We start from the raw sequence: 25,620 nt of genomic DNA on the forward strand, positions 1-25,620 counted from the left end.
CACGGGGACCTTCATCGTGTGCGGACCCTGGACGGACTCGGTGCGGGAGGAGATGCGACGGCTTCCCGGAGCATGGCCAGGGCGCGATTACGCATCTCATCCCGCTTCGCCACGAGCGGCCTCCAGTCCACCTCCTGAGCCAGCAGGCGCCGCACCTGACGCCGAAGCCGCTTCGCCATGCCCATCCAGACGTAGGGGATCACCCACCCGTGCAAGCCGTAAGTGCGCACGAACCCGTGGGTCCGCTGATCGAAGTCCACCAGCACGAACGGGATGCCGAGAGAGAAGGCCACCACCGCGGTGTGGAGACGGGCCGTCACCACCGCGTCCATCGCCCGGAGAATCCCAAGATACGCGTCCGGAGTCGGGGGAGCCTCGATCGGAAATGCACCGCACGGTGCGCGTAGGTGGCGTGCGAGGCTCGCGTCCCGGGAATCGTTGCAAAGTACCACCCCCTCCAGACCCAAAGCGGCCAGGTGGGACGGGAGGGCCATCATGGCGCGCCACAGGTTCGGGCCGCGCATGTCCCAGAACCGGATTCGGCCCCACCGCTGCCAATAGAGCCGACGAGGCGGCAGGACCACCGCGATCCGTCGTACCGGTTTCGGGGCCCGGGCTGGGGAGGAGAACAGGAACGTGGCGGGATCTCCAAGAAGCCGCGCGTTCCCCACGCCCAAGCCCTGCAGCCAGTGCAGGGTCACCACGTCCCGCGCCCCGGAGAAGCACGCATGTCGGTTCAGCAGCCGGATCTCCTCCGCCACCCGTCGGGTGGGGGGAGTCGGTTTCCGGGCGCCGGGGTCGGACCCGGTGCCGATCCCGACCAGCAGCAGCGGCACCCGCAGCCGGGGGAGGGCATGGGGATCGAGGTGGACGCCCCACCGGTCCTGCCCGGGATAAGGTTCGTAGAGATTCGAACCCCCCACCACCACGAGGTCCGCCTCCCGGTTGGCCCGCTCCACCGCGTGAAGGGTGATCCCGAACTCCCCCGCGCCATCTCCCCGGCCGTTGACGGGGAACGAGGCGAACGTGGCCGCCGGCGCGATCTCCCGGAAGAGGCGCTGGACGCCGAGCGCGACGAAGTGATCGCCCACGTTTTGGGATTGGGGGTAGAAGTGGTGGATTCTCATGGTCTCTGATCCGGGGAGAGGAGCTGCAGGACCGCCCCCTGCAGGGTTCGGAGGGTCCTGCGGGCCAGGGCCTTTGAAGCGAACACGAATTTCGATATGGAAGACCGCCGCAGGGCCTCGCGTTCTGCTTTCCGGCGCCGCTCCGAGATCCTCTGGATCTCGGAGAAGTCCGCCCTCCGCAGCCAGGCAAAGAAGTCGGCAGGCTCGGGGTAGGGCGGAGACTCGGGCACCTGCCGCTGCAGGTTCTGCCAGTGGGGGAGATGACCCACGGTGATCTTGTACCTCCCTTGGAGAAGACGGTCCCGGGCCCGGCGGAGGGCGTTGAGGTGGTAGGGGAATCCGTAAGCCCGGGGATCCATTCCCGCGAGGAGGAGGGCAACGATGGTCCGCACGCACTTCTCGCACCGCCCGCAGTTGAGGAAAGGCCCGGGGTCCTCCGCGAGGCAGACCCGCAGGGCGGGCTTTCCCGGTTTCGGGTCGAAATAGGGTTTAAGGACCTTCTGGATCTTCTCGTACCGGGAGAGGTCGTTCGAGTCGTGTACGACGTTGACTTCAGCCCACCGGACCCGGGAGTCCAGCTCCGGATGGGAACCGTGGGGGCGAGGGACGCTTTGATGATGGGTGGCCGCGATGAGGAGGCGCCCCCACCGGCGGACCGCGGACAGCGGAGCCAGGAGACCCAAAAGCGCAAGACCGTGCTGGATCCCGGCCCACCACGAGCGGCCCAGGAGGGCCTGGGAGAATTCCGCGTCGAGCGCTCCCGCGTTCAGGACCTCCCGGAAGTTGGACCGGACGGTATGGAGCACCAGGCCCTCTGCCGTGGCGAATCTCCGGTTCGCCTCCACGGCCCGGCTCCACAGCCGTTCGTTTCGTATGGGGATATCCGCTCCGTGGATCATCACGAGCTCGGGAGTCTCGGCCCGGTGGCGGACCAGGGAGGCGGTGGAGTCCACGCCGCCGCTGAACAGGAGACCCAATCCGTTCCCCGCGATCCGGTTCACCTCCACCGCCTCGGCCAGTACCCGGGTGGTGCAGGGGAGGCTGGGGTAGAACTCCGCGATCTTGGCCCGCAGCTCGTCCAGGGCCCGGAGGAACGTGGCGTCCACGCAGGCCAGGTGGAGGTCGGAGCCCGTGGCCCAGCACACGGGAGCCACGTCCGCGATGGCGGGGACGACCAAAATCGAGGGCGGAACGTCGTCGACGGGATGCTCGTAGGCGGCTTGGAAGACGGGAGTCCGGAGGTAGCGCGCCAACTCCTGCGAGGCTTCGATCCGGACGCGAACGGTTCCCGGATCTAAGAGTTCAGGCCTGCGGACGACGATCCATCGGCTCATGCCCGCACCTCTGAGCGTTGCGGGACGCTCCGGACTGCTCCGTAAGCGGCCAGGTAGCGACGGGCCACTTCCCGCCAGTCATGGGCCCGGGCGGATCGGCGCGCCGCCTGCCCAAGCCGCGCCCGGAGTTCGGGGTCCCGGAGGAGCACCAGGATCCTCCGGGCCAGGTCCTGTGGGTCGCGCGGCCTGCACACAATCCCGTTTCCCCCGTCATGCACCGCGTCCCGGTTGCCCGGCGCATCCGTAGCGACCACCGCGCACCCAGCAGCGAGCGCCTCCAGCACCACGAGGGAGCACCCTTCCATCAAGGCGGGTGAGACGAAGACGTCGCAGTCCCGGTAAGCGTCCACCACGGCGTCCGTAGGAAACGCGGGCGGCCCTTGCCCGTCCACTCCCGGCCCCACCTCCTCCACCAGGTGCACGTGCCCGCCGAGTCCCAGCCGCTCCACCTCCTCCCGGAGCCCCCGAACCCCCCGGCCGACGATGGCGCAGTGGACCGCCCGCTCCTCCCGGGCCACCAGGCCCATCGCCTCGATCAGGATGTCGAACCCCTTCTTCGGGTGGTGGCGGCCCACGGCGAGCACCAGCGGTGCATCCGGGGGAATCCCGAGGCGGGCCCGGAACCGGCCCCGGGGGCGCTCTCCGGCAAGCCTGCGCACGTCCACGCCGTTGGGAACGTCGAAGACCGGGACCGGCCGGCTGAGCACCTCGAGGATGGCCTCCCGCACCGAGGGGCTGATGGCCACAAGCCCGTCTGCCCCGTTCGAGGCGGCCCGGATCCTGGCATCGAGCCGGGGGTCCAGCCGCAACCCGTACCCGACCTCGGGTGCGGTCTGGACGTCCGTCCCGTGGAAGGTGAGGAGGACGGGCGCCCCGAGGAGCCGGCGGTACCGGACGAGGACAGGACCTAAGGGGAGGGCGAAGTGCAGGTTGTAGACGTCGAAGCGGCCCCGCATCCGCGCAACCGTCGCCAGGATGAGGGCCTCGCCCAACCGCTCCGTCCGGCCTCGGTTCAACAGGGTGAGGGTGCCGGGAAGGAAGGTCTCCAGGCGGTAGGGAACGAGATTCCGCAGCGGGGCGCTGTAGCGAGGGGCCAACACCGTAACCTGGTCTCCCAGCTCGGTAAAGGCCAGGGCCAGCTGGTGCACCACGATCTCGGCCCCGCCCACCTGAGGAAGGAAGCTGGAGGTCACCAGGCAGATCCTCACGTCGCCTCCTCCGTAGACGTTTCCGCGGGCGCGAACCACATCAGCTGGGTTCCCACGGCTACGCCCTTTCCGAACGCCCGAGTGGGATGCCGGGCCGCGAAGTACCGCACCGTCTCCCGCAACCCCTCCACGAAGCCGACGTGTGGCCCGTAGCCGAGGACGCGGCGGGCCCGGGAGGTGTCCGCCAGGGTGACCCGCACGTCGCCGGGCCGAGGCGCGGTGTGGTGCACCTCGAGGCGACGTCCGAGGATCTGCTCGAGAGCCTCCACCACTTGCAGGACGGAGTACGTCTCCCCCGCCCCCACGTTGAGGACCTCGCCCGCCGCCTCCGGGACCGCGGCCGCGAGCAGGGTGGCCCGGACCGCGTTGGTCACGTAGGTGAAGTCCCTCGACTGCAGTCCGTCCCCGTGGATCTCCACAGGCCTTCCCTGCAGGGCCGCGAGGATGAACTTCGGGATCACGGCCGCGTACTCCGAAGCCGGGTCCTGCCGCGGCCCGAAGACGTTGAAGTAGCGCAGGCTCACCGTCTCGAGCCCGTAGAGCTCGTAGAAGACCCGGCAGTAGTGCTCGCCCGCGAGCTTGCTCACCGCGTAGGGAGAAACGGGGGCGGGCGTCATGCCCTCCACCTTCGGCACCTCCAGGGAGGCCCCGTACACGGAGGAGCTGGAGGCGAAGACCACCCGCCTCACCCCTGCCTCCCGGGCCGCGAGCAGGACCTTGAGGGTGCCGCTCACGTTGACGTCGTCCGTGGAGAGGGGATCCACCACGGACCTGGGCACGGCCCGCAGGGCCGCCTCGTGGATCACCACCTCCACGCCTGCGCAGGCCCGCCGTAGGACCTCGGGGTCGCGGATGTCGCCCAGGACGAACTCACACCCCTCGGCCAAGGTCACGGCCTGGCCCGGGGGCGGAGGCCGGAGCGAACCCCTCGCGAGCCCGAGGGCCTCTTCCAGGTTCCGGAGACTGCCGGTCGAGAGGTCGTCCAGCACCCGCACCGGCTTTCCTTCCCGGTACAGGGCCTCCACCACGTGAGACCCGATGAACCCCGCTCCGCCCGTGACTAGGTAAGCCATTCCGCCTCCTCCGGTCCGCCCCCGTAACGGCCGCGCCAAGGGGCCCCCGGCTCGAACACCTGGAACCCGGCGGCGACCAGGCGCCGTGCGAGCCCCATCCCCCGGCCGTCCACCACGAGGGGCGAGCGCACACGCCTCCGGATCTCGTGCCAGTCCAGCTCGACGTACTCGGGCCATTCCGTGAGCAGGAGCACCGCGTCTGCTCCGCTTGCGGCCTCGTAGGGATTCGGGAAACAAGCCAGGGCCGGCAGCCTGCGCCGGGCAGCTTCTGAGGCCACCGGATCGTGGGCCTGGACGGAGGCCCCGCGGGCCAGGAGGCGCTCCGCGATGGCCAGGGCCGGTGATTCCCGCACGTCGTCCGTCCCGGCTTTAAAGGCGAGCCCCAGGACCGCCACGGTCTTTCCCACGAGCCCCCCGAGCAGGACCTCCACCCGGTCCACGAACCGCCGCCGCTGGGATTCGTTCACCCGCAGGACCGCCTCCAGCAGAACCGGCTCCACCAAGTACTCCCGGCCAAGCTCCACGAGGGCCCGCACGTCCTTGGGTAAACACGATCCCCCAAACCCGATCCCGGCTCTGAGGTACTGAGGACCGATGCGGGGATCCAGCCCCAGCCCCTCCGCCACCGTGCGCAGATCCGCCCCCACGTGCTCGCACAGGTTCGCGATCTCGTTGATGAAGGAGATCTTCGTGGCCAGGAACGCGTTGGCGGCGTACTTGATCATCTCCGCGGTGGGCGGGTCGGTGAGGAGCACGGGGGCCCCGAGGGGTGCGAAGAGCCCTTTCAGGCGCTCCGCCGCGAGGGAACTCCGGGTCCCGATCACCGTGCGGTGGGGTCGGAAGAAGTCTCGCACCGCGCTTCCTTCCCTCAGGAACTCCGGGGTGCAGGCCACGGGGGCGCCGTTTGGACGGAGCCGCCGGGCCACCCGGTCCGTGGTGCCCACGGGCACCGTGCTCTTGATGGCCACGATGCGTTCCCCATCCCGCAGCCGCGCAAGCCCGTCCACCACCTCCTCCAGGGCCGAGAGGTCTGCCTCCCCGTTGCGGCCGGAGGGCGTGCCCACCGCGCAGAACACCACCTCCGCTCCCCCGGCGGCTTCCCCGAGATCTCCCGTGAACGCCAAGCGCCCTTGCTGCATCCCCTCCCGCAGGAGCTCTGCTAGACCGGGCTCGTAGAAAGGGCAGGCGCCGCTCCGGACGACCTCGAGCCGCTCCGGATCCTTCTCCACGCACACCACCCGGTGCCCCAGCCTCGCCAGGCAAGCGGCCAGGGTGAGGCCCACGTACCCTGCTCCCACTACACAGAGCTCCATCCGCCCTCTAACCTCCTGGGATCGAACTCCGGACGACCCAGCACCCTGCGGACGGGCTCGGCCTCCGGGACCGCCTGGTTCACGCACCGGTGCACCACCGCCACGAGCCCCACGAGGAGGAAGAAGAAGGCCCCAGCCCGGGCCGCGGAGATGGAGGGGCTGAAGAGGCTGTAGAGGCCGTAGCCCACAAGACAGTTCTGCAGCCCCGCGACGAGGGGAAGGGCCGGGGAGTTTGAAGCCCGCGCGGCCCGGTACGCGCTCCGGGTGGCCCGCACCAGGGTCACCGCGATCCAGAGAAAGACCAGAAACCCCAGTAGACCCGTGGTCACCAGCTGCAGCGCGTACTCGTTGTCCACGCTCCCCAGCGAGACACTGGCAAGCCCCCACCCGAGCAGGGGGGATTGAAGGAGCGCCCGCGAGGTGTAGTACAGGCCCGGCTGGAACCGCTGCGGGAGGTTGATGCCCGAGCCGTACGCCTCGCTGTACGGGACGTCCGCGAACGCCTCCCGCAGGCTCAGGATCCGGGCCGCCACGTGCTCGGGGAAGAGCACGGGCACCAGGAACCAGCCCACGGGCAACAGCAGCAGGAGGCTGCGCTTGCGGGAAAGTCCCACCAGGAGGAGCATGGCCAGGGTGGAGACCAGGAAGTTGCGGCCCAGGCTGAAGGGGAGCACGTACAGGGAGCCGAGCAGGAGCCCTCCGAACAGGAGGGAGGTCCGGAACCGCTGGGAGGCCACGAGGAACCCGAGGGCGAGTCCGACGTTCAGCATGGCCGCGAGCCCCGGCTCGTGGATCGGTGTTCCTTCCGGCCCCATGGCCATGTGCCCGGTTTCGTGGAACCGCAGGAGGGCGTAGACGTTGAGGGCCGCGAGGGAGGCCATGAAGACGTAGGTCAGCTTGCGGGCATCGTCCAGGGTGTGAAGGAGATCCGTGATCACGAAGAACAGGAGCACCAGCTCCAGCCGCTTCAGGGCGTGGAAGCCGGAGGCGGTCCAGGGGTGGGTGCTCCACAGGTTCGCGGTCCCGAGGGCCGCTCCCCACAGGGTGGCCGCGATGCCCGCGAGCACGTACACCACGAGGGGCGCGTCGAGGGGAGTTCCTCTCCGCTTCTCCCCAACCCGCCGCACCGCCCACCCCATCACCAGGGCCACCAGCATGAGGTCCTCCGGCCGCACGGAGACCGAACCCAGGGGCATCTCCGGTCCCAGGGCCATGGCGGGCGGGATGAGGAACAAAGCCCCCCGGGGATTGAGCACCGCGAGGACCACATACATCCCTGCGAAGGCGGTCCCGAGCAGTTGGGGGCTGAGTTCCAGCATCATTCCGCCTCCGCCCACCGCCATGCGTTCCGGAGGGTGAACCCGGCGAAGAGCACGAGGCTTGGAACCATGGGGAGCGCGTACCGGGAGGCTCCGCTGAACACGAGGGCCATGAGGTTGGTGAAGACCACAAGCCAACCCAACAGCGCCACCGACTTCCGCCGCGCCCATGCGAGGGTCCATCCCGCGGCCGCGGCCACATACAGGAGCCCCTGGAAGACCGCGACCCCGAGCGGTACTTCCAGGCCCTGGTCATCCGTGGCCCTGGAAAACCCGTACAGGCGTGCGAGCTTGCGGCCGAGTAGCCGCAGGTAGTCCCCGGGATGCTCCCGGATCCACCGGAGGGCCTCCTGGAGGTACCGCGCGTTCTCCTCCGAGACGCCGAGGTCCCGCCACCCGTAGTGCCCGTCGTCCGGCGGACGACCTCCGGTCCACGTCCGCCTCGTGGGCCACACAAGCCCCCCGTCCGCATGCGGGTTGTTGCCCGCCCAGAACACCATGGCCCCGTTGCTCTGTACGGGCACGAAGGCCCGCAGCACCACGGCGTTTCGCACCGTCCAGGGAAGGAGCACGAGGGCGCATCCCGCCATCACGAGGCCGAAGACTCGGTACCTAGGGGCACCGCGTCCGCGGACCCGGAGCCATGCCCAGAAGAGGAGGAAGGGCAGAAACCCCAAAAACACCGCCCGGACCAGGGCCCCAAGCCCCACCAGGACTCCGAGGCCAAAGGCCCTTCCCGCGGAGAGACGGTCCGCAAGATGTTGGGCCTGGAGGAGGACGAGCAGCAGAAGGGGCAGAAACAGGTTCTCCGTGAGGTGCAGCCCCGCGAGGTAGGCAGTGGCCGGATGGAGGGCGAGCAGTCCCGCGCTGAGGAGGGCGGTGGCGGGATCGAAGATCCGCCGCCCGATCGTATAAAGCACCACGCACCCGGCCGCGCCCAGCAGGACCTGTGCCGCCCGTACCCAGACCGGCGACCCGAACACCGCGTACAGGGCCGCGAGGAAAAAGACGTACAGGGGCGGGGTGCTGGCCACGGGCTCGCCGTCGAGGGCATAGCCGCGGCCTGAGAGCAGGTTCTGCACGAGGGTCATGTGGATGCGGCTGTCGGAGGAGGGTTCCGCAGAGGCAGGCGCAGGCCATCCGACCGTTAGGCTCACCGCCAAGACCCGGACCAGCACCGCGAGGAGGAAGACCCCCGCAGGGACCGCCAGAGATCCCGGGCGGGAGCCGAGAAAGGACAGGGACCGGGTGCCGGTCACAGCCGCACCACGTGCGGGGCGCGGAAATCCCGTAGGACGTTCCGGGTGTCGATCACCAACCGCGCCCGCTCCGCCACCCTCCGGTAGTCCACCCCCGTGTGGTCCGTGGCGATGATGACGCAGTCCGCCCACGCCAGCACCTCGTCCGTGAGGGGGACGGAGATGAGGTCCTCGCCGGGATTCGGAAGCCGCACCCGGGGGACATGGGGATCGTGGTAGCGAACCACCGCGCCCCGCTTTTCCAGCAGCTCCATGATCTTGAGGGCCGGACTTTCCCGCGCGTCCGAGACGTCCCGCTTGTACGCCACGCCCAAGACCAGGGTCCTGGCTCCCTGGAGCGTTTTCCCTTGCGTCCCGAGGGCAGTGGTGGTCTTGGAGAGCACATAGTAGGGCATGCTGTCGTTGACGGCGGCCGCGAGCTCGATGAAGCGCACGTGGAAGTCGTACTCCCTCGCCTTCGCCGCGAGGTAGTAGGGATCGATGGGGATACAGTGTCCGCCGACCCCCGGGCCCGGCGAGAAGGGCATGAACCCATAGGGCTTGGTGGCAGCGGCCTCGATGATCTCCCAAACATCTAGCCCCATCCGGTCGCACAGCAGCGTGAGCTCATTCACGAGCGCGATGTTCACGTTCCGGAAGACGTTCTCGTACACCTTCACCATCTCCGCCACGGTGGGACTGCTCACGGGCACCACCCGCTCGATCAGCTGGCGATAGAAGGTGCAGGCCACCTCCGTGCAGGCCGCGGTACATCCGCCCACCACCTTAGGGACCTGGCTCAGGCTGTACCGACGGTTTCCGGGGTCAATCCGCTCCGGGCTGTAGGCCAGGAAGAAGTCCAGCCCGATCCGCAGGCCCGATCGCTCCAGGAGCGGCCGCAACACCTCCTCCGTGGTTCCGGGATACGTGGTGCTCTCCAGGACCACCAGGCAACCGGGCCGCAGCACCCGGCGGACCCCCTCCGCGGCCCGGTACACGTAGCTGAGGTCCGGCTCCTTGCTGCGGGTGAGGGGTGTGGGGACGCAGATCAGGAGAACCTCCGCCTCCGCGAGCTCCTCGTACCGGGCGGTGGCGGTGAGCTGGCCGGATCGCACGAGGGACGCGAGCCGGTGGGAGTCCACGTCGTCGATGTAGGAATGCCCCGACCGGACGCTGTCCACCCGGGCCTCGTCCACGTCCACGCCCAGCACGGAGAATCCTGCCTCCGCCACGGCCAGCGCCAGCGGCAGCCCCACATATCCCAGACCCACCACCCCGACCCGGGCGCTCCGGTTTTGGATGCGGGCGAGGATTTCCGTTTGAGGGATCACCACCATCATCTCACCTCACCGCCTACGCCTTGCGCAGAAATCGCCCGTTCTTGGAGACCTGGAAGAACTGGTGGTGGTAGAAGTACGTGTCCACGTGCTCGGGGTTCGCCTTGTTGACCACCACGCCCACCACTTTGGCACCGGACCGGTGGAGCTGTACCCGCACCAGCTCCTCGATGCCCCGCGGCGGCCGGCCGGCTTCCACCACCAGCAGCACCCCGTCGCACAGGGGCCCGAGGGTGTAGGCGTCCGCGAAGGCGCCGGCGGAGGCAATGTCTACCAGCACCACGTCCGCCCGCTCCCGAAGCTGCCGCAGAAGCGGCTCCACCTGTCGGGGGTTCAGGAGCTTACCGGGATCCGGGGCGGTGCTGCCCGCGGGCAACAGCCACAGGTTGGGCGCGAGCTGGATCAGGACCTCCTCCACCTCCGCGGATCCTGAGAGCACCTCTGCCAGTCCCCGATCGTTTTGCGCTCCCCACAGCCGGTGCTGGGCTGGCCGGCGCAGTTGGGCATCCACCACCACGGTGCGATCCCCCATGTCCGCGCAGGCCCGGGCGAGGTTCATCACCACCGTGGAGGTGCCCTCCCGGGGCTTGGTGCTGGTCAGGGCGAGCACCCGGGGCGGTCCTGCTCCATTGGAGCTCAGAAGACTCGCCCGCAGCATGCGGTAGCCCTCGTCGAAGGGTGGGTTGTGCCTGGGGATGGCACCGAGGGCCGGGACCCCGAGGAGCCGCTCCGCCTGGTCCGGGGTCTTGAGGCGGTTGTCCGTGTACTCCGCGAAGAGGACAAGACCCACCCCGCCCACCAACCCCAACAGGGCCCCCGCAAGTCCCCGCATGGGCCGGTTGCCGAGGGGGGAGGTGCGACGGGCCATGCGGGCGAGATCCACCACCGTGAGGGTCCCGATGGTCTGGAACTCCTGCTCCCGCACCCGGATGTCCATGAGCCGCTGCTGGAGGGTGGTGTACTGCTGCTGGAGGATCTGGACGTTACGCTCCAGTCGGGCTTCCTCCAGCTCGTGACGGGAGAGGGTGGGCAACTCCTGCCGGATGGCATGGCTCAGCCGCCGCAGGGCCTCCTTCCGGGCCAGCAACACGAGCCGCCGGGCCTCTAGGCTCATGTGGTTCTGGAGCAGCCGCGCGTACTCCGGATCCGGAGGGGATTCCTGGAGTTGCGGGGCCTGGGCCTGGGGGCCGGGTGAGGCTTGAGGGAGCGGGGCGGCTTGGTCGATGGCGAACCGGTGCTGGAAATCACCCTGCCTGACCTCTACCGCGTCCTCCTCCACCGCGGTCACCCGGAACCCCTCGATCACGTCGCCCACCCGGGCGAAGTAGGTGCGGTCCGCGGACTGCAGGATGGCGAGACGGCTCCCGTCCAGCATCACGGTCCCCGTGGCCCGGAAGGGGACCCTGGGCGCTTGAGGGAGGGAAGGGGGCCGCTTCGCGAGGTGCTGCTGGATCCTCTCCCGCACCATCCCGAGCTCCGTCTCGAGTTCCCGAAGGTCCAGGTCAATCCGGGTGATCTCCCCCTCCACGGCCCCCATGGCGTTGACCCGGGAGGGAACCCGGGTGTACAGCTGGCGGAGGTTGCGGAACCGCCACAGCTCCTCCTCCGCCTGCCGCAGACTGGTGCCCATGTCGGCCGCCAGCTTCTCCACGAACTCCCGCGCGAGGGTCACGCCCCGCCGGTTGATCTCCCGGTGGAAGGCGCTGGCCGCCTCCGCCACCGCGTTCACGAGCCGCACCGCCTCCTGCTCCGTGCCGGCCGTGGCGGTGACCCGGATGAGGTCGCTCCCGGGATCCCGTTGCACCCGGATCCGGCCCACCAGTTGCACGGGCGTGAGCGGAAGGCCGAGGCCCCGGATCACCCGCTCCGCCACCGTGAGGCTGCGCAGGAGGTCCACCGCCAGAGCCCGCTGCTGCTCCGCGCTGCGGTCCCGCCGGGTGCCCGCCACGAAGTCCGAGACCCGCTGGTCCTCGGGCGGCGCCGTGGTGAGGGTGGCGGTGGCCTCGAACTCCGCGGACCTCGGTCGCTCCAGGAGCACCGCGGCCAGGGCCACGCTGAGGGCAAGACCCACGAGCAGCCACCGCCGCCGGCGCAGGATCCGGTAGTACGTCCAGAACTCCATCTCTCCTCTCCTTCTGCGCGGAGCTCAGTCCGGCTCGCGTTCTTCCGCGAGGATGAGCCAGGCTTCCCGGCGTCCCGCGGGCGTCCGGGCCAGGTAGATCCCCTGGACGGTCCAGAGGGAGGCCTGCCACAACACCCGCCAGCCCACGGGGCAGCAGCGGCGGTTGAGGACCTCCGGGTCCGGGAAGAAGAGGGCCCGGCTAGCCTCCATGGGAGTCCCCGTTGCTCGGAGGGGAGCTCTGCCCGTGCTCGGGCCGGAGGTGCCAGCCGTTGCGCAGGGCGTAGGCCACGGCCTGCGTGCGGTTGCGGGCCCCGATCTTCCGGAAGATGGACCGGATGTGGCTTTTCACCGTGGTGGCGCTGAGGTACATCCGGCTTGCGATCTCCCGGTCCGTGGCCCCCTTCACCATCTGAAGGAGGATCTCCAGCTCCCGACTCGTGAGTCCCCCGAGGGTGGATCCGTTCTGCTCTTGCCGCTCCCGCATGAGGAGCCGGAACCGCTCCACCAGCTGCCGGGTGATGCGGGGATGCATGAGAGTCCGGCCACTGGTCACCCCCTCGATGGCCCGGACCAGGTTCTCGATGTGGATGTCCTTCAGCACGTACCCCGTGGCGCCGGCCTCGATGGCGCGGAAAGCCCGCTCCTCGTCTGCCCACTCCGCGAGCACGATCACCTCCACCTCCGGAAGGCGACTCTTGAAGAGGCGGATGGCCTCCACGAGATCCAGCCCCGGCATCTCCTGGTCCAGCAGGACCACGTCCGGCCGGAGAGCCTCCAGCAGCTCGTAGGCTTCCTGGGCGCTCGCCGCCTCTCCCACGAGGTCGATGCGCTCCCGCTGCTCCAGCAGGCTCCGAAGCCCCTGCCGGACCAGGGTCGTGTCGTCCACCACCAGGACCCGCAGCTTCTCCACGGCCCTCTCACCCGATCGTGATCGTTTGGAGGAGGCATTCCGGGGACGCCTCCCGGGCTCCTCCGTTCGATCGGACGGTTCCCGGGCTCTTTCGGGGGAGGGGGATCATTCATTTGAATGAGTTTTTGGGCAATCCAGGAAGGCCGGGGCAGGAAAGGCCCCCTTCCTCGCGTATCTTGTTAAGAAACGAGGCTCACAGGCCGTGGTCTAGACATCTCCTTCTGCCCCCGTTACGGAGAGACGTCGTCCTTTTAAGCCCCGGTTAAGGACTCCGTGGTTCCTTGAGGGAGGGAGCATTGACGGATCGGGAGCTGCTGAAGTACCGGCTGGAGATCTGGCGGTGTCTTCGGACCCTCCCGGACGGGCAAACCGTCCGACACCGGATCGGGGACGTGCTCGCGGCGGCGGTGTCCGCGGACCGGGTGATGGTGGGACGGTGGAGGCAGGTCCGGAGCCCGGTGCGGGAACACCGGATACGGGTAGATTCCCCAGGGGGTCGTCCGGAGGACCTGTGGGTGGAGAGGGACCTGCCCCTCTCCCGGGCGGAGCGGAGGATGCTCCGGACTCTGTGGCGGGATGTGGAGGAGGTGCTGGCGGTGTCCACGCGGGCGGAACAGGCGGTGGAATCGGAGCGCCACCGCCAAGCCGTCTGGCTGCACCAGGGCCCGGCCCAGGCCCTCGTCCGTGCCCTCCTAGCCCTGCGGCTGTACCGCCAGGAGGCCGGGCGCGATCCCACCGCGGCACGGAAGTTGCTCACCCAGGCGGTGGATCTCGTGCAGCAGGCTCTGCGGGCGGTCCGGGAGACGATACGGGTGCTAAAGTGCCGGGAACGGGCGTTTCCTGGAATGGAGCAGGCCATACAGGAGGCGTGGATCCGGCTGCAGGCCTTTACGGAGGCGCGCCTGTCCGTGGATGTGGAGTGCCCGGAGGAGCTGCCGCGGCAGGTGGAGGAAGGCCTTACCGCGGTGGCCTGCGAGGCCGTGGCGAATGCGGCCCGGCACGCAGGGGCAAGCCGGATCGGGGTCCGGTTGCGGCGGGTGCGGGATGCTGTGACCCTCGAAGTCCTCGACGACGGGAAGGGGTTGGGAACCGGGTCCGGCCCCCGGCAGAGCCGGCGTTCCTTCGGGCTTATGCTCATGCAGGAGCAGGTGGCACGCTTGGGAGGTCGGCTCCGGATCCGCAGCGGCCCCGAGGGGACCCGGATCCGGGTGGTGGTGCCCCTGGGCGTGCGGGATCCGCGCGGAGCCCGGAGCTCCGAGGCCGTCCGTGCGAGGAGGGGACATGCCCATTCGCGTCCTGCTCGCTGACGATCAGGTCCTGACCCGGCAGGGGTTACGGGCCCTCCTGAGTCGAGAGCCGGACATCGAGGTGGTGGCGGAGGCAGGGACCGGGCAGGAGGCGGTGCAGCTCGCGCTCCGCCACCGGCCGGACGTGGTGCTCATGGATGTGGTCATGGAGGAGGGGGACGGCATCGAGGCCACCCGGGCCATCAAGCAGAGCTTGCCCAGCACCCAGGTCCTCATCCTCACCGTGTACGCGGATCAGGAGCTCTTCCGCCAGGCGGTCCGGGCGGGGGCGGTGGGCTACGTCCTGAAGGACATCTCACCCCAGAACCTGGTGAACGCCATCCGGGCGGTGTACAGCGGCAAGACCATGGTGAACCCCGGGATCGTGCGCCAACTGATGGAGGACCTCTACCGACGGGCGGAGGAGGGGCCCTGGAACGCCCGGCGGATGCACGGCCTTACGGACCGGGAGGTGGACGTGTTGCTGGGGGTCGCGGGCGGGCTGTCGGACAAAGAGATCGCCGCCCGCCTGTTCTTAGCGGAGTCCACGGTGAAGACTCACCTGCGGTCCATCTACCAGAAGCTCGGCGTGCGCAACCGGGCCCAGGCGGCCGCCTGGGCCGTGGAGAAGGGCTTGGTACAATCCGGCCCGCTCTCCGAGGTTCGGGCCGCCGCGGGTCCTGGCCGGTCCCGGATCCGAAAGGCCCAGTAGGATTCCGCAGACGGGCCCTGGTATACTCTTGGGGGTGGGCGCTTAGCTCAGTGGGAGAGCGCCGCTCTGACGCAGCGGAGGTCGGAGGTTCGAACCCTCCAGCGCCCACCAGCTGGATTCCCCCCTGCACCTTCCGATGGGTTCCCCGCGCCCCCTTGACGGGGCGGGGGAGGTTTCCCCATTTTAGTGATAAAGTTAGGACTCCTTAATTAATGGGGGTGAGCGGATGAGCATCCCTGGATACACATACGGAACGGCGGAGGCCGCGCAGAGCCCTGTCTCTCTGGAAGAGCTCCGGCGACTCGAGCAGGCGGTGGCCTGGACGGAGGACGACGCGCGGTACCTCCGCATGGCGGGGGACGTCCTGGAGGACCAGATCGAGGAGGTTTTGGACCTGTGGTACGGGTTCGTGGGATCTACCCCGCATCTCGTGCACTACTTCTCCGACCCGCAGGGCCGGCCCATCGCCTCCTACCTGGAGGCGGTCCGCCGGCGGTTCGGCCAGTGGATCCTGGACACCTGCCGCCGCCCCCGGGACCGGGACTGGCTCAACTACCAACACGAGATCGCCCTGCGTCACCACCGCACGAAAAAGAACCGAACGGATGGAGTGGCCTCCGTAGACCACATCCCCTTGCGATACGTGATCGCCCTCGTGGCCCCCATCGCCCTGACCATCAAACCCTTCCTCACCAGGAAGGGACACCCGCCGGAGGAGGTGGAGAAGATGCACGCGGCTTGGGTGAAGGCCGTGGTGCTCCAGGCGGCCCTGTGGAGTCACCCCTACGCCCGGGAGGGAGACTGGTAGGGGACGGCGTAATGAAGTCCAGATGGGCTCTACGTCCGGAGACAGGGGAGGCGAGCAGGTCGTCTGGGTGCTCCTCTGTGCCTACAACGAGGCGGAAAACCTCCCGGGGCTCCTGGCGGACCTGGAGGCGGTGGCACGCCGCCTCCCCCTCCGGGTCCTCGTGGTGGACGACGGGAGCGAGGACGGGACGGGGGAGGTCGCCCGAGGACGCCCAGGGCTCTATCCGCTCGAGGTGGTTTCCCATGGCCACAACCGGGGCCTTGGGGCGGCTTTGCGCACGGGACTCACCGCCATCCTGGATCGGTGCCGGGACGGAGACGTGGTCGTTACCATGGACGCGGACGGCTCCCACCGCCCTGCCCAGATCCCGCAACTCGTGGAAGCCCTCCGCCAAGGCGCAGATGTGGTCATCGCGAGCCGCTACCGCCAGGGAAGCCGTGTCCTCGGAGTCCCCTTCCTCCGTCGCCTGCTGAGTCTGGGAGCCCGAGCGGTGCTCTCCCTGCGGTTTCCCTTTCCGGGCGTGCGGGACTACACCTCCGGCTATCGAGCGTATCGGGCCGGGCTCCTCCGCCGGGCGTGGGAGCGCTATCGGGAAGGTTGGATCCGGTCTTCGGGATTCGCGGCCGCCGCGGAGATCCTGCTGACGCTGCGGCCCTTCCGGCCCGTGGTCCGGGAGGTCCCCCTGGACCTCCGCTATGACCTCAAGCGGGGCGTCAGCAAGCTCCCCCCGCTCCGTACCATCCGGCATTACCTCCGGTTCCTGATGGAATTTCGGCCGTAGGGAAATCTCTGGGGCCGCAAAACCGCTGGACGGGTGCGTTTGTTCCCGCGGGAGAACCGTGGAGGTGACGGCGGTGCGGCAGTCGGGACTCACGCTTCTGGAGGTCCTCGTCTCCCTGCAACTGCTGACCCTGGCGCTCCTCGCCATGCTCCCCCTCGTCCGTCTCGGGGCTTCGGCCCTGGCCTCCGGCCCGGACCCGGGCATCCCGGGCCCGGCCCGCCTTCGGACCCTCGCGGCGCGATACCTGGAGGCGGAGCTGGAGTACCTGCGGTCGTGGGGTTACGCCCACTTCCGATCCGCGGACTGCGGCATCCCGGGGCCTGCCCCACTTCCGGAGCGCAGACGGATCCCGGGGTCGTACCTCCCCGGAGAGCCGCCTCTGCCCCGGGAGTTTGCCACAGCGGAGGTCGAGATCGAGCCCGAGTCCGTGCTCGGCCCGGCTCCGGAAGGATGCGGGCCCAGACGCATCACGGTGCGGGTGTATCGGACGGAGGAGGATGCGGCGCGTGGCCGGGCCTTTGCCCGGGCGGCGCTCCTGCGCGCCAGGAGGTGAACCGTGCGCGTGCGGGAATCCGGCCTTACCCTGGTGGAGCTGCTGGTGGCCTCGACCCTCCTGGGGGTGGCCGCGGTCTGCTGCGCTGCGGCTCTCGGAGCCCTCCTCCGCGCCTGGCAAGCGGGTACGGCCCTCGTGGACGAGCAGCAGACGGCCCGGTTCGCCCTGGACTGGGTGGTGCGGCGGCTGCGTATGGCGGACCGGTTTACGGAAGCCGCGGGCGGCTCGGTTGCCTTCGAGGCGGATCTCACCTCCCTCCTAGGGTCGGAGCTCCACAGGTTCTGCCTGGACGAGGACGACGGGATCCTGCGGGAGCAGATCGGCTCGGACGTCTCCAGCACCTGTAACCGGGGAGGACCGCTCAACGCACGGGAGGGGACCCGGGGCGTGCGGATCCTCGGGCTCGTGTTCGCCTACTTCGATGCGGAGAACCGGCCGCTTACCCCCCTTCCACTCGGCACTCCGGAGCTGGGACGCATCACCCGGATCCAGGTGGAGGTGGCCTTCGACCGGAACCGATCGGGCCGCTACGAACCGGGTCGGGATCTGGTGCTGCGGGGGGAGGCCGCGGTCCGAGGAGGGCGGTGATGCGGGTGAGGGCTTTGATGCACGGTGAATCGGGGGTCGCCATGGCCCTCACCTTGATGACCCTGGTGGTCCTCTGGACGATCTCCGCCTCGCTGGTGGCCGTGGTCCGGAACGAGTACCGCGACGCGCTCCTGGCCCTCCAGGCCCAGCAGGCCCTGTGGCTCGCGGAGGCGGGGTTGGAGCGGGCGGTCTTCGAACTGGGGCGGGACCCGGACTGGACGGATGCTGGGGGAGCCACCTCCCTCCGGGATCCCGGGGGCGGCTGGATGCCGCTGTGCCTGGACCCGGAGGCCCGGGGAGGGTGCGAGGCGGTGGCCGAGGGAGTGGAATTCCCCGCGGACGAACCCTTGGGCCGGATCGCGGTCCGATGGCGGCCCGGGGGCTGTGAGGCATGCGTGGAGGTGCGGGCCGTGGGAAGGGTTCGGGAGGCGACCCGGAGCGTGGTCGCCCTCCTCCTGCGGGAGGAAGGGCGGATCCGGGTTTCGCGCTGGCGGGAGGAGCTGTGAGGGCCCGAGGCACGGAGGGCAACACGCTCCTCGAGCTCGCCGCGGTCCTGGGGATCCTGGGCCTGTTCGTGACCCTGACCCTTTCCGGTTTCACCCGAGCGCGGCAGGATCGGCTTGCGGAGGGCGTGGCGTGGGAGGTGGCTCAGACCCTCCGGCACGCCCAGCAGCTGGCGGTGGCCCGCAGCGGGGAGTGGCGGGCCGTGCGGGTGCGCTTCTCGGATCGGGTGGAGATCCGGGGCGTCTGGCCGGATGGGGCGGAGACGGAGGTGGTGGCGGCCACGGACCGGTTCCCGAGAGGGGTGCGGGTCATCCCGCTCGGTCGGCCCCTCATCGAGTTCTCCCGATCCGGTTCTCCCACTCCGGGCTCCAACCAGACCATCGAGGTGGGGGCCGGTGCCGCAGTCCGGTACGTGGTGCTGAGCGGCCAGACGGGTCGGGTGCGGATCACCCGGACCCGTCCCTGAGCGGATCCGGGCGGTATACTTCAAGGGGGAGTCGGATTCGGAAAGCGGGGTGGGATGGAGCATGGTGGCGGCGTCTGAGCTGCGATCCGGCATGGTGATCCGGCTGGAGGGGGAGCTGTTCCGGGTCATCACGGCCTCCTACCACGCGGGCGGGGGACAGATGGGCGGGGTAACGCATGCGAAGCTGCGCAACACCCGCACGGGGACCGTCCGGGAGGTGCGGTTCCGCGCGGACGAGCTCATCGAGGACGTGCAGACCACCCGCCGCAACATGCAGGTGCTCTATCAGGACGGAGAGGCCACGCACTTCATGGACACGGAGACCTTCGAGCAGGTGGACATCCAGAACGCCCGCCTGGGTCCCGCGGCCGCCTACCTGCGGGAGGGGATGACGGTCCCCGTGGAGTTCTCCGATGGGGAGCCCGTGGGCGTGGTGTTCCCGGACGTGGTGGAGGTCCAGGTGGTGGAGACCGCGCCGCCCAGCCGGGCCATCGGCACGGAGAACGTGTGGAAGGAGGCCAAGCTCGAGAACGGCCTTGTGATCCTGGTCCCGCCCTTCATCGCGCCCGGGGAGTGGATCCGGGTGGACGTGGAGACCGCCAGCTACGTGGAGCGGGCGAAGCGCAAGGCCCGCGGCGAACGGTAAGCCCTAGCGGGGCAGAGACCGCGGGCTCGGCCTGCGCGGCCCCACGGACCCTCCCCTCCGGTCAGATCGGTGCTCCATGACCCGCAGCAGCGCCGCGGGCAGCAGCCACGCCCCGCCCAGGGCCAGAACGGCTCCTCCGGCGAACCCGAGCGCCTGGTGCCAGGGCGCTGCGGTTCCGGGCGCGGCGGTGAAGGCCGCGATGGCCACCAGGGGGAGCGCGAAGAGCAGGAGCGGCAGGATCAGAAGCGCGGAAAGGAGGAGCACCGTGAGCGGGCGACCCGGAGCCCGGATCCGGTAGGGCCGCCCCCAACCGAGGTCCACCAGCAGGGTCTGGGATTCGAGCAGGGCGCGTTGCGAGGGCGGGAGGCACTCACAGAACTGCACGGGGTGGTCGCACCGGGGGCAGCGCATCCCCATCCCTCCTCAGGGCAAGCATAGCACGAACCGCCTTGCCTTGACAGGGCCCGGATCCCTCACCATAATGGCGCCGAATTCCGCTCGCCGGGATCCGAACGGGAGGGAAAAGCATGGCGCAGCCACGTCCGCGCACGCTCTCAGAACTCGCGGAGGATCTGGGGATCCTGGAGGAAGAGCTCCTGCCGTATGGTCGGGATAAGGCGAAGATCCGGGTGGAGGCCCTGGAGCGGCTCCAGGACCGTCCGGACGGAGCCCTGGTCCTCGTGACGGGAATCAACCCGACCCCCGCGGGGGAAGGGAAGACCACCACCGCCATCGGTCTCGGAGACGCCCTGCGGCGTTTGGGCCTCCGGTCCGTGGTCACCCTGCGGGAGCCCTCCCTGGGACCCTGCTTCGGGGTGAAGGGCGGGGCCGCGGGCGGGGGACGTGCGCAGCTTGTCCCCGCGGACGACATCAACCTGCACTTCACGGGCGATTTCCACGCGGTGGCCGCGGCCCACAACCTCATCGCCGCGGTGGTGGACAACGCCCTCTACTTCCAGACCATCCCGGGACTCGCGCCGCACCGGGTCCACTGGCGGCGGGTGGTGGACATGAACGATCGGGCCCTGCGTCAGATCGTGGTCGGGCTGGGCGGCGGCGCCCACGGGGTCGCGCGGGAGACCGGGTTCGACATCACGAGCGCTTCGGAGATCATGGCCATCCTGTGCCTGGTCCAGAACCGGGCGGATCTGCGGGAGCGGGTGGCGCGCATCGTGGTGGGGGAGCGGGAAGACGAGACGGTGGTGACCGTGGAGGATCTGGGGGTGGCGGGCTCCGTGGCCGCCCTCCTCAAGGACGCCATCCATCCGAATCTGGTGCAGACCCTGGAGGGAACCCCCGCCATGGTCCACGGAGGACCCTTCGCGAACATCGCGCACGGGTGCAACAGCCTGCTCGCGACACGGCTCGCCCTCAAGTGCGCGGAGGTGGTGATCACGGAGGCCGGGTTCGGTTCGGATCTCGGGGCGGAGAAGTTCGTGCACATCAAGTGCCGCACGGGGAACCTCCGGCCCGCGGTGGGAGTCCTCGTGGCCTCCGTGCGAGCCCTCCGGATCCACGGCGGCGCGGGTCGGAACTACGAGGAGCCGAACCCCGCGGCCGTGGAGCGGGGACTCGTGAACCTCGACAAGCACGTGGAGAACCTGCGGGCGTTCGGCATCCCCCCCGTGGTTTCCCTCAACGTCTTCGGATCGGACACCCGGGAGGAGCTGGACCTCGTGATCCGGCGCTGCAAGGAACTGCAGGTCCCCGTGGCTGAGTTCCGGGGTTGGGAACTCGGAGGGGAAGGAGGCATGGAGCTCGCGGAGGCGGTGCGGGGCGTGCTGCGCCAGAACCGCGCGCCGTCCGCACCCCGCTTCCTGTACGACCTCGCCTGGCCCTTCCAGAAGAAGCTGGAGGCCGTTGCCCGCACCATATACGGTGCGGACGGGGTGGAATTCACGGCCCGCGCCCGGAACAAGATGGCCCGGTACGAGGCGTTGGGCTACGGCAACCTCCCCGTGTGCGTCGCCAAGACCCAGTACTCCCTCTCGGACGACCCCGAGAGGGTGGGCAGGCCCACGGGATTTGTCATCACCATCCGGGATGTGCGGCTCTCCGCGGGGGCAGGGTTCCTCGTGGCCCTGGCGGGGGACATCATGACCATGCCTGGACTCCCGCGGCGGCCTGCCGCGGAGCGGATCTCCCTGGACGACCAGGGAAGGGTGGTGGGCCTCACGTAGGGAGTCCTCCGGGATCCCAGGGGGCGATCACCGCCTTGATGCACCCGCCCCCGCGGCCGCGGACGGTGTGCAGGGCCTCCTCCACCCGGGAGAGCGGGAATCGGTGCGTCACCAGGGCCTCGAGCGGAAAGCCGCTTCCCGCGAGGATCTCCAGGGTGGCGGGATACGCCTGGGCGCCCATGGCGGATCCCTGGACCCGCACCTCCCGGGTGACGATCACCCGGTCCAGGGCCAGGGGGACGGGCTGCGCGCCCGTGAGGCCCAGGAGGGTCACGGTGCCCCCGGGTCGGGCATATGCAAAGGCCGCCTGCTGGCTCTGCACGGTGCCCGCGGCCTCGAAGACCACGGGCGCACCCCCCTCCGTGAGGCGGAGCACGGCCTCCGTGGGATCTTCCTCCTGTTCGTTGATCACCACGGTGGCCCCGAGCCTCTGCGCGAGCCACAGCCGCTCCTCCCGGCGCCCCACGAGGATCACGGGCCGCGCACCCGCGAGGTTCGCCACCAGCGCGGTGAGGAGCCCGATGGGGCCGCTTCCGATGACCACCGCGGGCTCCCCCACCCGGATGGGGCTGAGGTGCACGGCCCGCACGGCCACGGAGAGGGGTTCTGTCAGCACCGCCCGCTCCCACGGGATCCCGTCCGGGAGGCGATGGACCAGGGCACGGGCCGGCACGTAGAGATACTGGGCCCACGCTCCCCACAGGTGCGGGGGACGCTCGCAGCTGATGTTGCACCCGTACATCCACCCTTCCGTGCGGTTCGCGAGACACAGGTTGTAGGTCCCCGCCCGACACCAGGGGCAGGTCTGACAGGGAACGAGCACCTCCACGGTTACCCGATCTCCCACGTCCACGCGGTTTCGATCCCGGGCCCGCTCCCCGATGGCGGCCACGGTGCCCACGAACTCGTGCCCCTGGATCATGGGATAGGGCCGGGGGCGGTCTCCCTCGAAGATGTGCAGGTCCGACCCGCAGATCCCGCACAGCTCCACCCGCAGCAGGAGGTCGTCCGGCCCGAGCTCCGGACGCGGGAATTCCCGCAGCACCACCTGCCCGGGCGCATGGGTCACGGCCGCCAGCACGGTCTCACGCTTCACTCGGCCCTCCCTCCCGGTTCAGGAATTCCTGCAAAAGCTGTAGGAACCGGGCGGCATCCGCACCGTCCACCACCCGGTGGTCGAAGGTGAGGCTGATGGGCAGGATCCACCGGGGCTGCGGGGTGCGTTCCGGCCACCACGCCACGGAAAGGGACTGCAGGCGGCCCACCCCGAGGATGGCCACCTGTGGGGGATTGGGGATGGGGGTGAAGGCGTCCACCTGCAGGGGCCCCAGCTGGCTTACGGTGAAGGTGGCTCCCAGGAGGTCCTCCAACCGGTGTTGCCAGGCCCGCACGCGTTCCGTTACCTCCCGACGCATCCGGGCGAGGTGCTCCAGGGAAAGGGCCTGCGCGTTCCGGATCACGGGGGCCACGACCCCCCTAGGCGTGTCCACGGCCACGCCCAGGTTCACCACCCCGTACATGCGGTGCACGGTGCCGTCGAAGGTGGCGTTGAACCGGGGATCCTCCTGCAGGGTTCGCACCACGGCCCGCAGGAGGAGGTCGAAGGGAGAAAAGCCCGTGCGCTCCGCGGCCTGCACCAGGCCCTGCGCCTCAAGCCCTCGGTGCAGGGTGACCAGCACCCCGTGCCGCCACGTCTCCCCCAGCCGGTGGACGATGATCCGCCGGACCGGTCCGAGGGGCTGCTCCCGGAGCACCGGGAGCTCCCGGTAGGGCTCCAGGAAGGAGGACTCCTCGGGCCCCGCCTGCGCGTGTCTGCCTACTCCCCCACCCGGATCCGGCACAGGCTCGCCCCCATGGGGAGGGTGTCTCCGGGCCGCGCGAGGATCTCCACGACCTCTCCTTCCACCTCCGACTCCACGGTGAGCGTGGCTTTCTCCGTCTCCAGGTCCACGAGGGGAGATCCCTTCTGCACCCGATCTCCTACCTGCACGTGCCAGCTCACCACGTCCACCGCGTCCACGCTCATGGCCACCTTCGGAACCTTGACCTCCACCGTCGGCATCCGCGCTCTCCCACGATCCGGTCGATTTGGATTCCCTGCAGATCAGGGGACGACCACGGAAGGTTCCCGCTTCCACTCCAGGACCCGCCGGACGGCCTGCAATAGCTGCGCGGCTCCCGGCAGCACCGCCTGTTCCAGGGGCGGGCTAAAGGGCACCGGGACGTCGGGCCGGGTGATGCGCTGTACGGGCGCCCGGAGGGCGTCGAAGCACTCCTCCGCGAGGAGGGCAGCCACCTCCGCGGCGAACCCGCAGGTGCGGTTGGAATCGTCCAGGATCACCACACGTCCGGTGCGGCGGACGACCCGGAAGAGTCCCTCGCGGTCCAGGGGGAGGAGGGTGCGGGGATCCCACACCAGGAGCTGGATGCCCTCCTCGGCCAATTTCTCCGCCACCTGGAGGGCGGTCTGCACCAGGTGCCCCGTGGCGATCACCGTCACGTCGCTGCCGTCCCGCTTCACCTCGCCCACGCCCAGGGGAACCGTGTACGGCTCCTCCGGCACGGGGCCCCGGAGGGCGTAGAGGGCCGCGGGGCAGAGGACGAAGACCGGGTCGTCGTGTCGGATGGCGCTGATGAGCAGCCCCTTCATGTCGTAAGGCGTGGAAGGCAGGACCACCTTGAACCCCGCATGGAGAAGGAAGGGATAGGGGTTGTCGGAGTGTTGCCCGGCCGCGTTGTTCTTGGCACCCGCGCCCATGACCAGGTACGTGATCGGGAGCCGCACCTGCCCGCCCAGCATGTAGGGCATCTTCGCCGCCTGGTTTGCCAGCTGGTCGAAGGCCACGTACACCAGGGAGGGGATCTGGTATTCCACGATGGGCCGGAACCCTGCCATGGCCGCCCCCGTGGCGAATCCCGTGAAGGCGGCCTCGGAGATGGGCATATCGAGCACCCGCTCCGGGCCGAAGGCTTCCACGAAGCCCCGGGTGGTCCCCCGCATGCTCACCCGGATGTCCTCCCCGAGGATGAAGACCCGGGGATCCCGCTGCATCTCCTGATACAGGGCCTCCTGGATGGCCTGCAGATACCGGATCTGCCGCATCATCGCCACCCCCGCGCAGGGATTCCTTCCATGGGTTCCGCGTACATGTACTCCAGGGCCGTGGCCGGATCCGGCCAGGGGCTCTGGCGGGCGAAGGCCACGGCCTCCTCCAGGGCCCGCTCGATCTCCCCGTCGATCCCGTCGAGCTCCGCCTCCGTGGCCCATCCTCGTTCCAGCATCCGCTGACGCCAGGTGCGGATGGGGTCCCGCTGACGCCACTGCTCGATCTCCTCCTCCGTCCGGTACCGGACGTGCGGGAGATTTCGCTCCGCGGTGTAGTGTCCCGAGTAGCGATACGTCCGGCACTCCAAAAAGCTCGGTCCTCCCCCCGCCCGGGCTCGGGCCACGGCCTCCACCGCAGCCCCGTACACGGCCTCCACGTCCATCCCGTCCACCGGACGGGCGGGGATCCCGTACGCCTCCGCCCGTCGCCACAGCTCGTTGCGGGTGACGGACCGGATGGGGGTGGTGATGGCGTACAGGTTGTTCTCGCACACGAACACCACCGGCAGATCCAGGATGGCGGCGAGGTTGAGGGATTCGTGGACCACGCCCTGGTTGATGGCCCCGTCTCCGAAGAAGGCCACCACCACCCGATCCCCCTGCCGGCGGAACACGTACGCGGCACCGCACGCCATGGGACAGCCTGCGCCCACGATCCCGTTCGCGCCGTACACCCCGATCTGCACATCCGCGATGTGCATGGAGCCACCGCGGCCCCGGTTGTATCCCGTCTCCCTCCCCATGAGCTCCGCCATCATGTACCGGACGTCCCCACCCTTCGCGATCACGTGTCCGTGACCCCGGTGGGTGCTGGTGATGGCGTCGTCCGGCCTCAGGGCCGCGCACACCCCCACGGCCACCGCCTCCTGACCGATGTACTCGTGGGTGATGCCGGGGATCTCGTTGTCGTTCACCAGCTCCACCACCCGCTCCTCGAACCTGCGGATGAGACGCATCCGCCGGTACATCTCCAGGGCGAGTTCCCGCGGGATCCCCATGGCGTTGCCTC

27 protein-coding genes and 1 tRNA gene are annotated in these 25,620 nt (G+C 69.6%); 11 read left to right on the forward strand and 17 right to left on the reverse strand.

Annotated elements, in window-relative coordinates:
• Positions 1-11: 11 nt before the first annotated feature.
• The 11 genes from QN206_09495 to QN206_09545 are packed head-to-tail and all read right to left on the reverse strand — an operon-like array spanning position 12 to position 12,981.
• A complete protein-coding gene (locus QN206_09495) occupies positions 12-1,127 on the reverse strand; it encodes a polysaccharide pyruvyl transferase family protein (protein MDR7615039.1) in 1,116 nt (371 codons plus the stop codon).
• Positions 1,124-2,461, reverse strand: coding sequence for a hypothetical protein (locus tag QN206_09500; GenBank protein MDR7615040.1), 1,338 nt, complete (start codon positions 2,459-2,461; stop codon positions 1,124-1,126). Before QN206_09500 ends, QN206_09495 begins: the two co-directional genes overlap by 4 nt.
• Positions 2,458-3,669, reverse strand: coding sequence for a glycosyltransferase family 4 protein (locus QN206_09505; GenBank protein ID MDR7615041.1), 1,212 nt, complete (start codon positions 3,667-3,669; stop codon positions 2,458-2,460). The genes QN206_09500 and QN206_09505 overlap by 4 nt, the downstream gene beginning before the upstream one ends.
• The gene (locus QN206_09510; GenBank protein MDR7615042.1) at positions 3,666-4,742 is read right to left on the reverse strand and encodes an SDR family oxidoreductase; all 1,077 of its coding nucleotides are present in this window, start codon (positions 4,740-4,742) and stop codon (positions 3,666-3,668) included. Before QN206_09510 ends, QN206_09505 begins: the two co-directional genes overlap by 4 nt.
• Positions 4,730-6,055: a UDP-glucose/GDP-mannose dehydrogenase family protein gene (locus tag QN206_09515; GenBank protein ID MDR7615043.1), complete on the reverse strand. Its 1,326-nt coding sequence runs from the start codon at positions 6,053-6,055 to the stop codon at positions 4,730-4,732. The genes QN206_09510 and QN206_09515 overlap by 13 nt, the downstream gene beginning before the upstream one ends.
• Positions 6,040-7,374 (reverse strand): hypothetical protein, encoded by a 1,335-nt coding sequence (locus QN206_09520; protein ID MDR7615044.1) that lies wholly within the window; start codon positions 7,372-7,374, stop codon positions 6,040-6,042. The genes QN206_09515 and QN206_09520 overlap by 16 nt, the downstream gene beginning before the upstream one ends.
• Entirely contained in the window at positions 7,374-8,633 is a 1,260-nt protein-coding gene (locus QN206_09525) for a glycosyltransferase family 39 protein (protein MDR7615045.1), read from the reverse strand. Before QN206_09525 ends, QN206_09520 begins: the two co-directional genes overlap by 1 nt.
• Positions 8,630-9,952 carry a nucleotide sugar dehydrogenase gene (locus QN206_09530; GenBank protein MDR7615046.1) on the reverse strand — a complete coding sequence of 441 codons (1,323 nt, stop codon included), beginning with the start codon at positions 9,950-9,952 and terminating at the stop codon, positions 8,630-8,632. Before QN206_09530 ends, QN206_09525 begins: the two co-directional genes overlap by 4 nt.
• A gap of 13 nt (positions 9,953-9,965) precedes the next feature.
• Entirely contained in the window at positions 9,966-12,071 is a 2,106-nt protein-coding gene (locus QN206_09535; GenBank protein ID MDR7615047.1) for a polysaccharide biosynthesis tyrosine autokinase, read from the reverse strand.
• A 24-nt stretch (positions 12,072-12,095) separates the two neighbouring features.
• Positions 12,096-12,281: a hypothetical protein gene (locus QN206_09540; GenBank protein ID MDR7615048.1), complete on the reverse strand. Its 186-nt coding sequence runs from the start codon at positions 12,279-12,281 to the stop codon at positions 12,096-12,098.
• Positions 12,271-12,981: a response regulator transcription factor gene (locus QN206_09545; GenBank protein MDR7615049.1), complete on the reverse strand. Its 711-nt coding sequence runs from the start codon at positions 12,979-12,981 to the stop codon at positions 12,271-12,273. The genes QN206_09540 and QN206_09545 overlap by 11 nt, the downstream gene beginning before the upstream one ends.
• A 296-nt stretch (positions 12,982-13,277) precedes the next feature.
• Here QN206_09545 and QN206_09550 point away from each other — a divergent pair, with 296 nt between their 5' ends.
• The 10 genes from QN206_09550 to QN206_09595 all read left to right on the forward strand — a co-directional run bounded on the left by QN206_09550 (position 13,278) and on the right by QN206_09595 (position 19,325).
• Entirely contained in the window at positions 13,278-14,288 is a 1,011-nt protein-coding gene (locus tag QN206_09550) for an ATP-binding protein (GenBank protein MDR7615050.1), read from the forward strand.
• Entirely contained in the window at positions 14,263-14,979 is a 717-nt protein-coding gene (locus QN206_09555; GenBank protein ID MDR7615051.1) for a response regulator transcription factor, read from the forward strand. The genes QN206_09550 and QN206_09555 overlap by 26 nt, the downstream gene beginning before the upstream one ends.
• Positions 14,980-15,015: 36 nt before the next feature.
• Positions 15,016-15,090 (forward strand) — tRNA-Val (locus QN206_09560).
• A 115-nt stretch (positions 15,091-15,205) separates the two neighbouring features.
• A complete protein-coding gene (locus QN206_09565) occupies positions 15,206-15,787 on the forward strand; it encodes a protoglobin domain-containing protein (GenBank protein ID MDR7615052.1) in 582 nt (193 codons plus the stop codon).
• Between the two features lie 22 nt (positions 15,788-15,809).
• The gene (locus QN206_09570) at positions 15,810-16,568 is read left to right on the forward strand and encodes a glycosyltransferase (protein ID MDR7615053.1); all 759 of its coding nucleotides are present in this window, start codon (positions 15,810-15,812) and stop codon (positions 16,566-16,568) included.
• A 64-nt stretch (positions 16,569-16,632) separates the two neighbouring features.
• Entirely contained in the window at positions 16,633-17,121 is a 489-nt protein-coding gene (locus QN206_09575; protein MDR7615054.1) for a hypothetical protein, read from the forward strand.
• A gap of 3 nt (positions 17,122-17,124) precedes the next feature.
• The gene (locus QN206_09580) at positions 17,125-17,709 is read left to right on the forward strand and encodes a prepilin-type N-terminal cleavage/methylation domain-containing protein (GenBank protein ID MDR7615055.1); all 585 of its coding nucleotides are present in this window, start codon (positions 17,125-17,127) and stop codon (positions 17,707-17,709) included.
• On the forward strand, positions 17,709-18,215 hold the full coding sequence (locus QN206_09585) for a hypothetical protein (GenBank protein MDR7615056.1): 507 nt from the start codon (positions 17,709-17,711) through the stop codon (positions 18,213-18,215). Before QN206_09580 ends, QN206_09585 begins: the two co-directional genes overlap by 1 nt.
• Positions 18,212-18,679: a type II secretion system protein gene (locus tag QN206_09590; GenBank protein MDR7615057.1), complete on the forward strand. Its 468-nt coding sequence runs from the start codon at positions 18,212-18,214 to the stop codon at positions 18,677-18,679. Before QN206_09585 ends, QN206_09590 begins: the two co-directional genes overlap by 4 nt.
• A 64-nt stretch (positions 18,680-18,743) precedes the next feature.
• A complete protein-coding gene (locus tag QN206_09595; GenBank protein ID MDR7615058.1) occupies positions 18,744-19,325 on the forward strand; it encodes an elongation factor P in 582 nt (193 codons plus the stop codon).
• 3 nt (positions 19,326-19,328) lie between these two features.
• On the opposite strand, the gene QN206_09600 is transcribed toward QN206_09595, so the two are convergent.
• Positions 19,329-19,742, reverse strand: coding sequence for a hypothetical protein (locus tag QN206_09600; protein MDR7615059.1), 414 nt, complete (start codon positions 19,740-19,742; stop codon positions 19,329-19,331).
• A gap of 110 nt (positions 19,743-19,852) precedes the next feature.
• Between QN206_09600 and QN206_09605 the strand changes: the two genes are divergently transcribed.
• Complete coding sequence (locus tag QN206_09605) at positions 19,853-21,505, forward strand: formate--tetrahydrofolate ligase (protein ID MDR7615060.1); 1,653 nt, start codon at positions 19,853-19,855, stop codon at positions 21,503-21,505.
• On the opposite strand, the gene QN206_09610 is transcribed toward QN206_09605, so the two are convergent.
• From QN206_09610 to QN206_09630, 5 genes are read right to left on the reverse strand one after another with little or no spacing between them, the layout of a single operon-like run.
• Positions 21,498-22,601, reverse strand: coding sequence for an alcohol dehydrogenase catalytic domain-containing protein (locus QN206_09610; GenBank protein MDR7615061.1), 1,104 nt, complete (start codon positions 22,599-22,601; stop codon positions 21,498-21,500). The two genes, QN206_09605 and QN206_09610, sit on opposite strands and share 8 nt — an antisense overlap.
• A complete protein-coding gene (locus QN206_09615) occupies positions 22,591-23,346 on the reverse strand; it encodes a 2-oxo acid dehydrogenase subunit E2 (protein MDR7615062.1) in 756 nt (251 codons plus the stop codon). The genes QN206_09610 and QN206_09615 overlap by 11 nt, the downstream gene beginning before the upstream one ends.
• Positions 23,322-23,567, reverse strand: a complete 246-nt coding sequence (locus tag QN206_09620) for a DUF2118 domain-containing protein (GenBank protein ID MDR7615063.1) — start codon at positions 23,565-23,567, stop codon at positions 23,322-23,324. The genes QN206_09615 and QN206_09620 overlap by 25 nt, the downstream gene beginning before the upstream one ends.
• Positions 23,568-23,609: 42 nt before the next feature.
• Complete coding sequence (locus QN206_09625; GenBank protein MDR7615064.1) at positions 23,610-24,608, reverse strand: transketolase C-terminal domain-containing protein; 999 nt, start codon at positions 24,606-24,608, stop codon at positions 23,610-23,612.
• Positions 24,608-25,609, reverse strand: coding sequence for a thiamine pyrophosphate-dependent dehydrogenase E1 component subunit alpha (locus tag QN206_09630; GenBank protein MDR7615065.1), 1,002 nt, complete (start codon positions 25,607-25,609; stop codon positions 24,608-24,610). Before QN206_09630 ends, QN206_09625 begins: the two co-directional genes overlap by 1 nt.
• Between the last annotated feature and the right edge of the window lie 11 nt (positions 25,610-25,620).

Source organism: Armatimonadota bacterium (assembly GCA_031460175.1).
Lineage (GTDB): Bacteria > Sysuimicrobiota > Sysuimicrobiia > Sysuimicrobiales > Sysuimicrobiaceae > Sysuimicrobium > Sysuimicrobium tengchongense.

Coding starts and splice junctions, on each gene's coding strand:
- QN206_09630 (MDR7615065.1), bottom strand. CDS start 25,609: ATGGGGATCCCGCGGGAACTCGCCCTGGAGATGTACCGGCGGATGCGT.
- QN206_09625 (MDR7615064.1), bottom strand. CDS start 24,608: ATGCGGCAGATCCGGTATCTGCAGGCCATCCAGGAGGCCCTGTATCAG.
- QN206_09500 (MDR7615040.1), bottom strand. CDS start 2,461: ATGAGCCGATGGATCGTCGTCCGCAGGCCTGAACTCTTAGATCCGGGA.
- QN206_09565 (MDR7615052.1), top strand. CDS start 15,206: ATGAGCATCCCTGGATACACATACGGAACGGCGGAGGCCGCGCAGAGC.
- QN206_09530 (MDR7615046.1), bottom strand. CDS start 9,952: ATGATGGTGGTGATCCCTCAAACGGAAATCCTCGCCCGCATCCAAAAC.
- QN206_09515 (MDR7615043.1), bottom strand. CDS start 6,055: ATGGAGCTCTGTGTAGTGGGAGCAGGGTACGTGGGCCTCACCCTGGCC.
- QN206_09510 (MDR7615042.1), bottom strand. CDS start 4,742: ATGGCTTACCTAGTCACGGGCGGAGCGGGGTTCATCGGGTCTCACGTG.
- QN206_09535 (MDR7615047.1), bottom strand. CDS start 12,071: ATGGAGTTCTGGACGTACTACCGGATCCTGCGCCGGCGGCGGTGGCTG.
- QN206_09570 (MDR7615053.1), top strand. CDS start 15,810: ATGGGCTCTACGTCCGGAGACAGGGGAGGCGAGCAGGTCGTCTGGGTG.
- QN206_09585 (MDR7615056.1), top strand. CDS start 17,709: ATGCGGGTGAGGGCTTTGATGCACGGTGAATCGGGGGTCGCCATGGCC.
- QN206_09600 (MDR7615059.1), bottom strand. CDS start 19,742: ATGGGGATGCGCTGCCCCCGGTGCGACCACCCCGTGCAGTTCTGTGAG.
- QN206_09620 (MDR7615063.1), bottom strand. CDS start 23,567: ATGCCGACGGTGGAGGTCAAGGTTCCGAAGGTGGCCATGAGCGTGGAC.
- QN206_09555 (MDR7615051.1), top strand. CDS start 14,263: ATGCCCATTCGCGTCCTGCTCGCTGACGATCAGGTCCTGACCCGGCAG.
- QN206_09520 (MDR7615044.1), bottom strand. CDS start 7,374: ATGCTGGAACTCAGCCCCCAACTGCTCGGGACCGCCTTCGCAGGGATG.
- QN206_09495 (MDR7615039.1), bottom strand. CDS start 1,127: ATGAGAATCCACCACTTCTACCCCCAATCCCAAAACGTGGGCGATCAC.
- QN206_09540 (MDR7615048.1), bottom strand. CDS start 12,281: ATGGAGGCTAGCCGGGCCCTCTTCTTCCCGGACCCGGAGGTCCTCAAC.
- QN206_09605 (MDR7615060.1), top strand. CDS start 19,853: ATGGCGCAGCCACGTCCGCGCACGCTCTCAGAACTCGCGGAGGATCTG.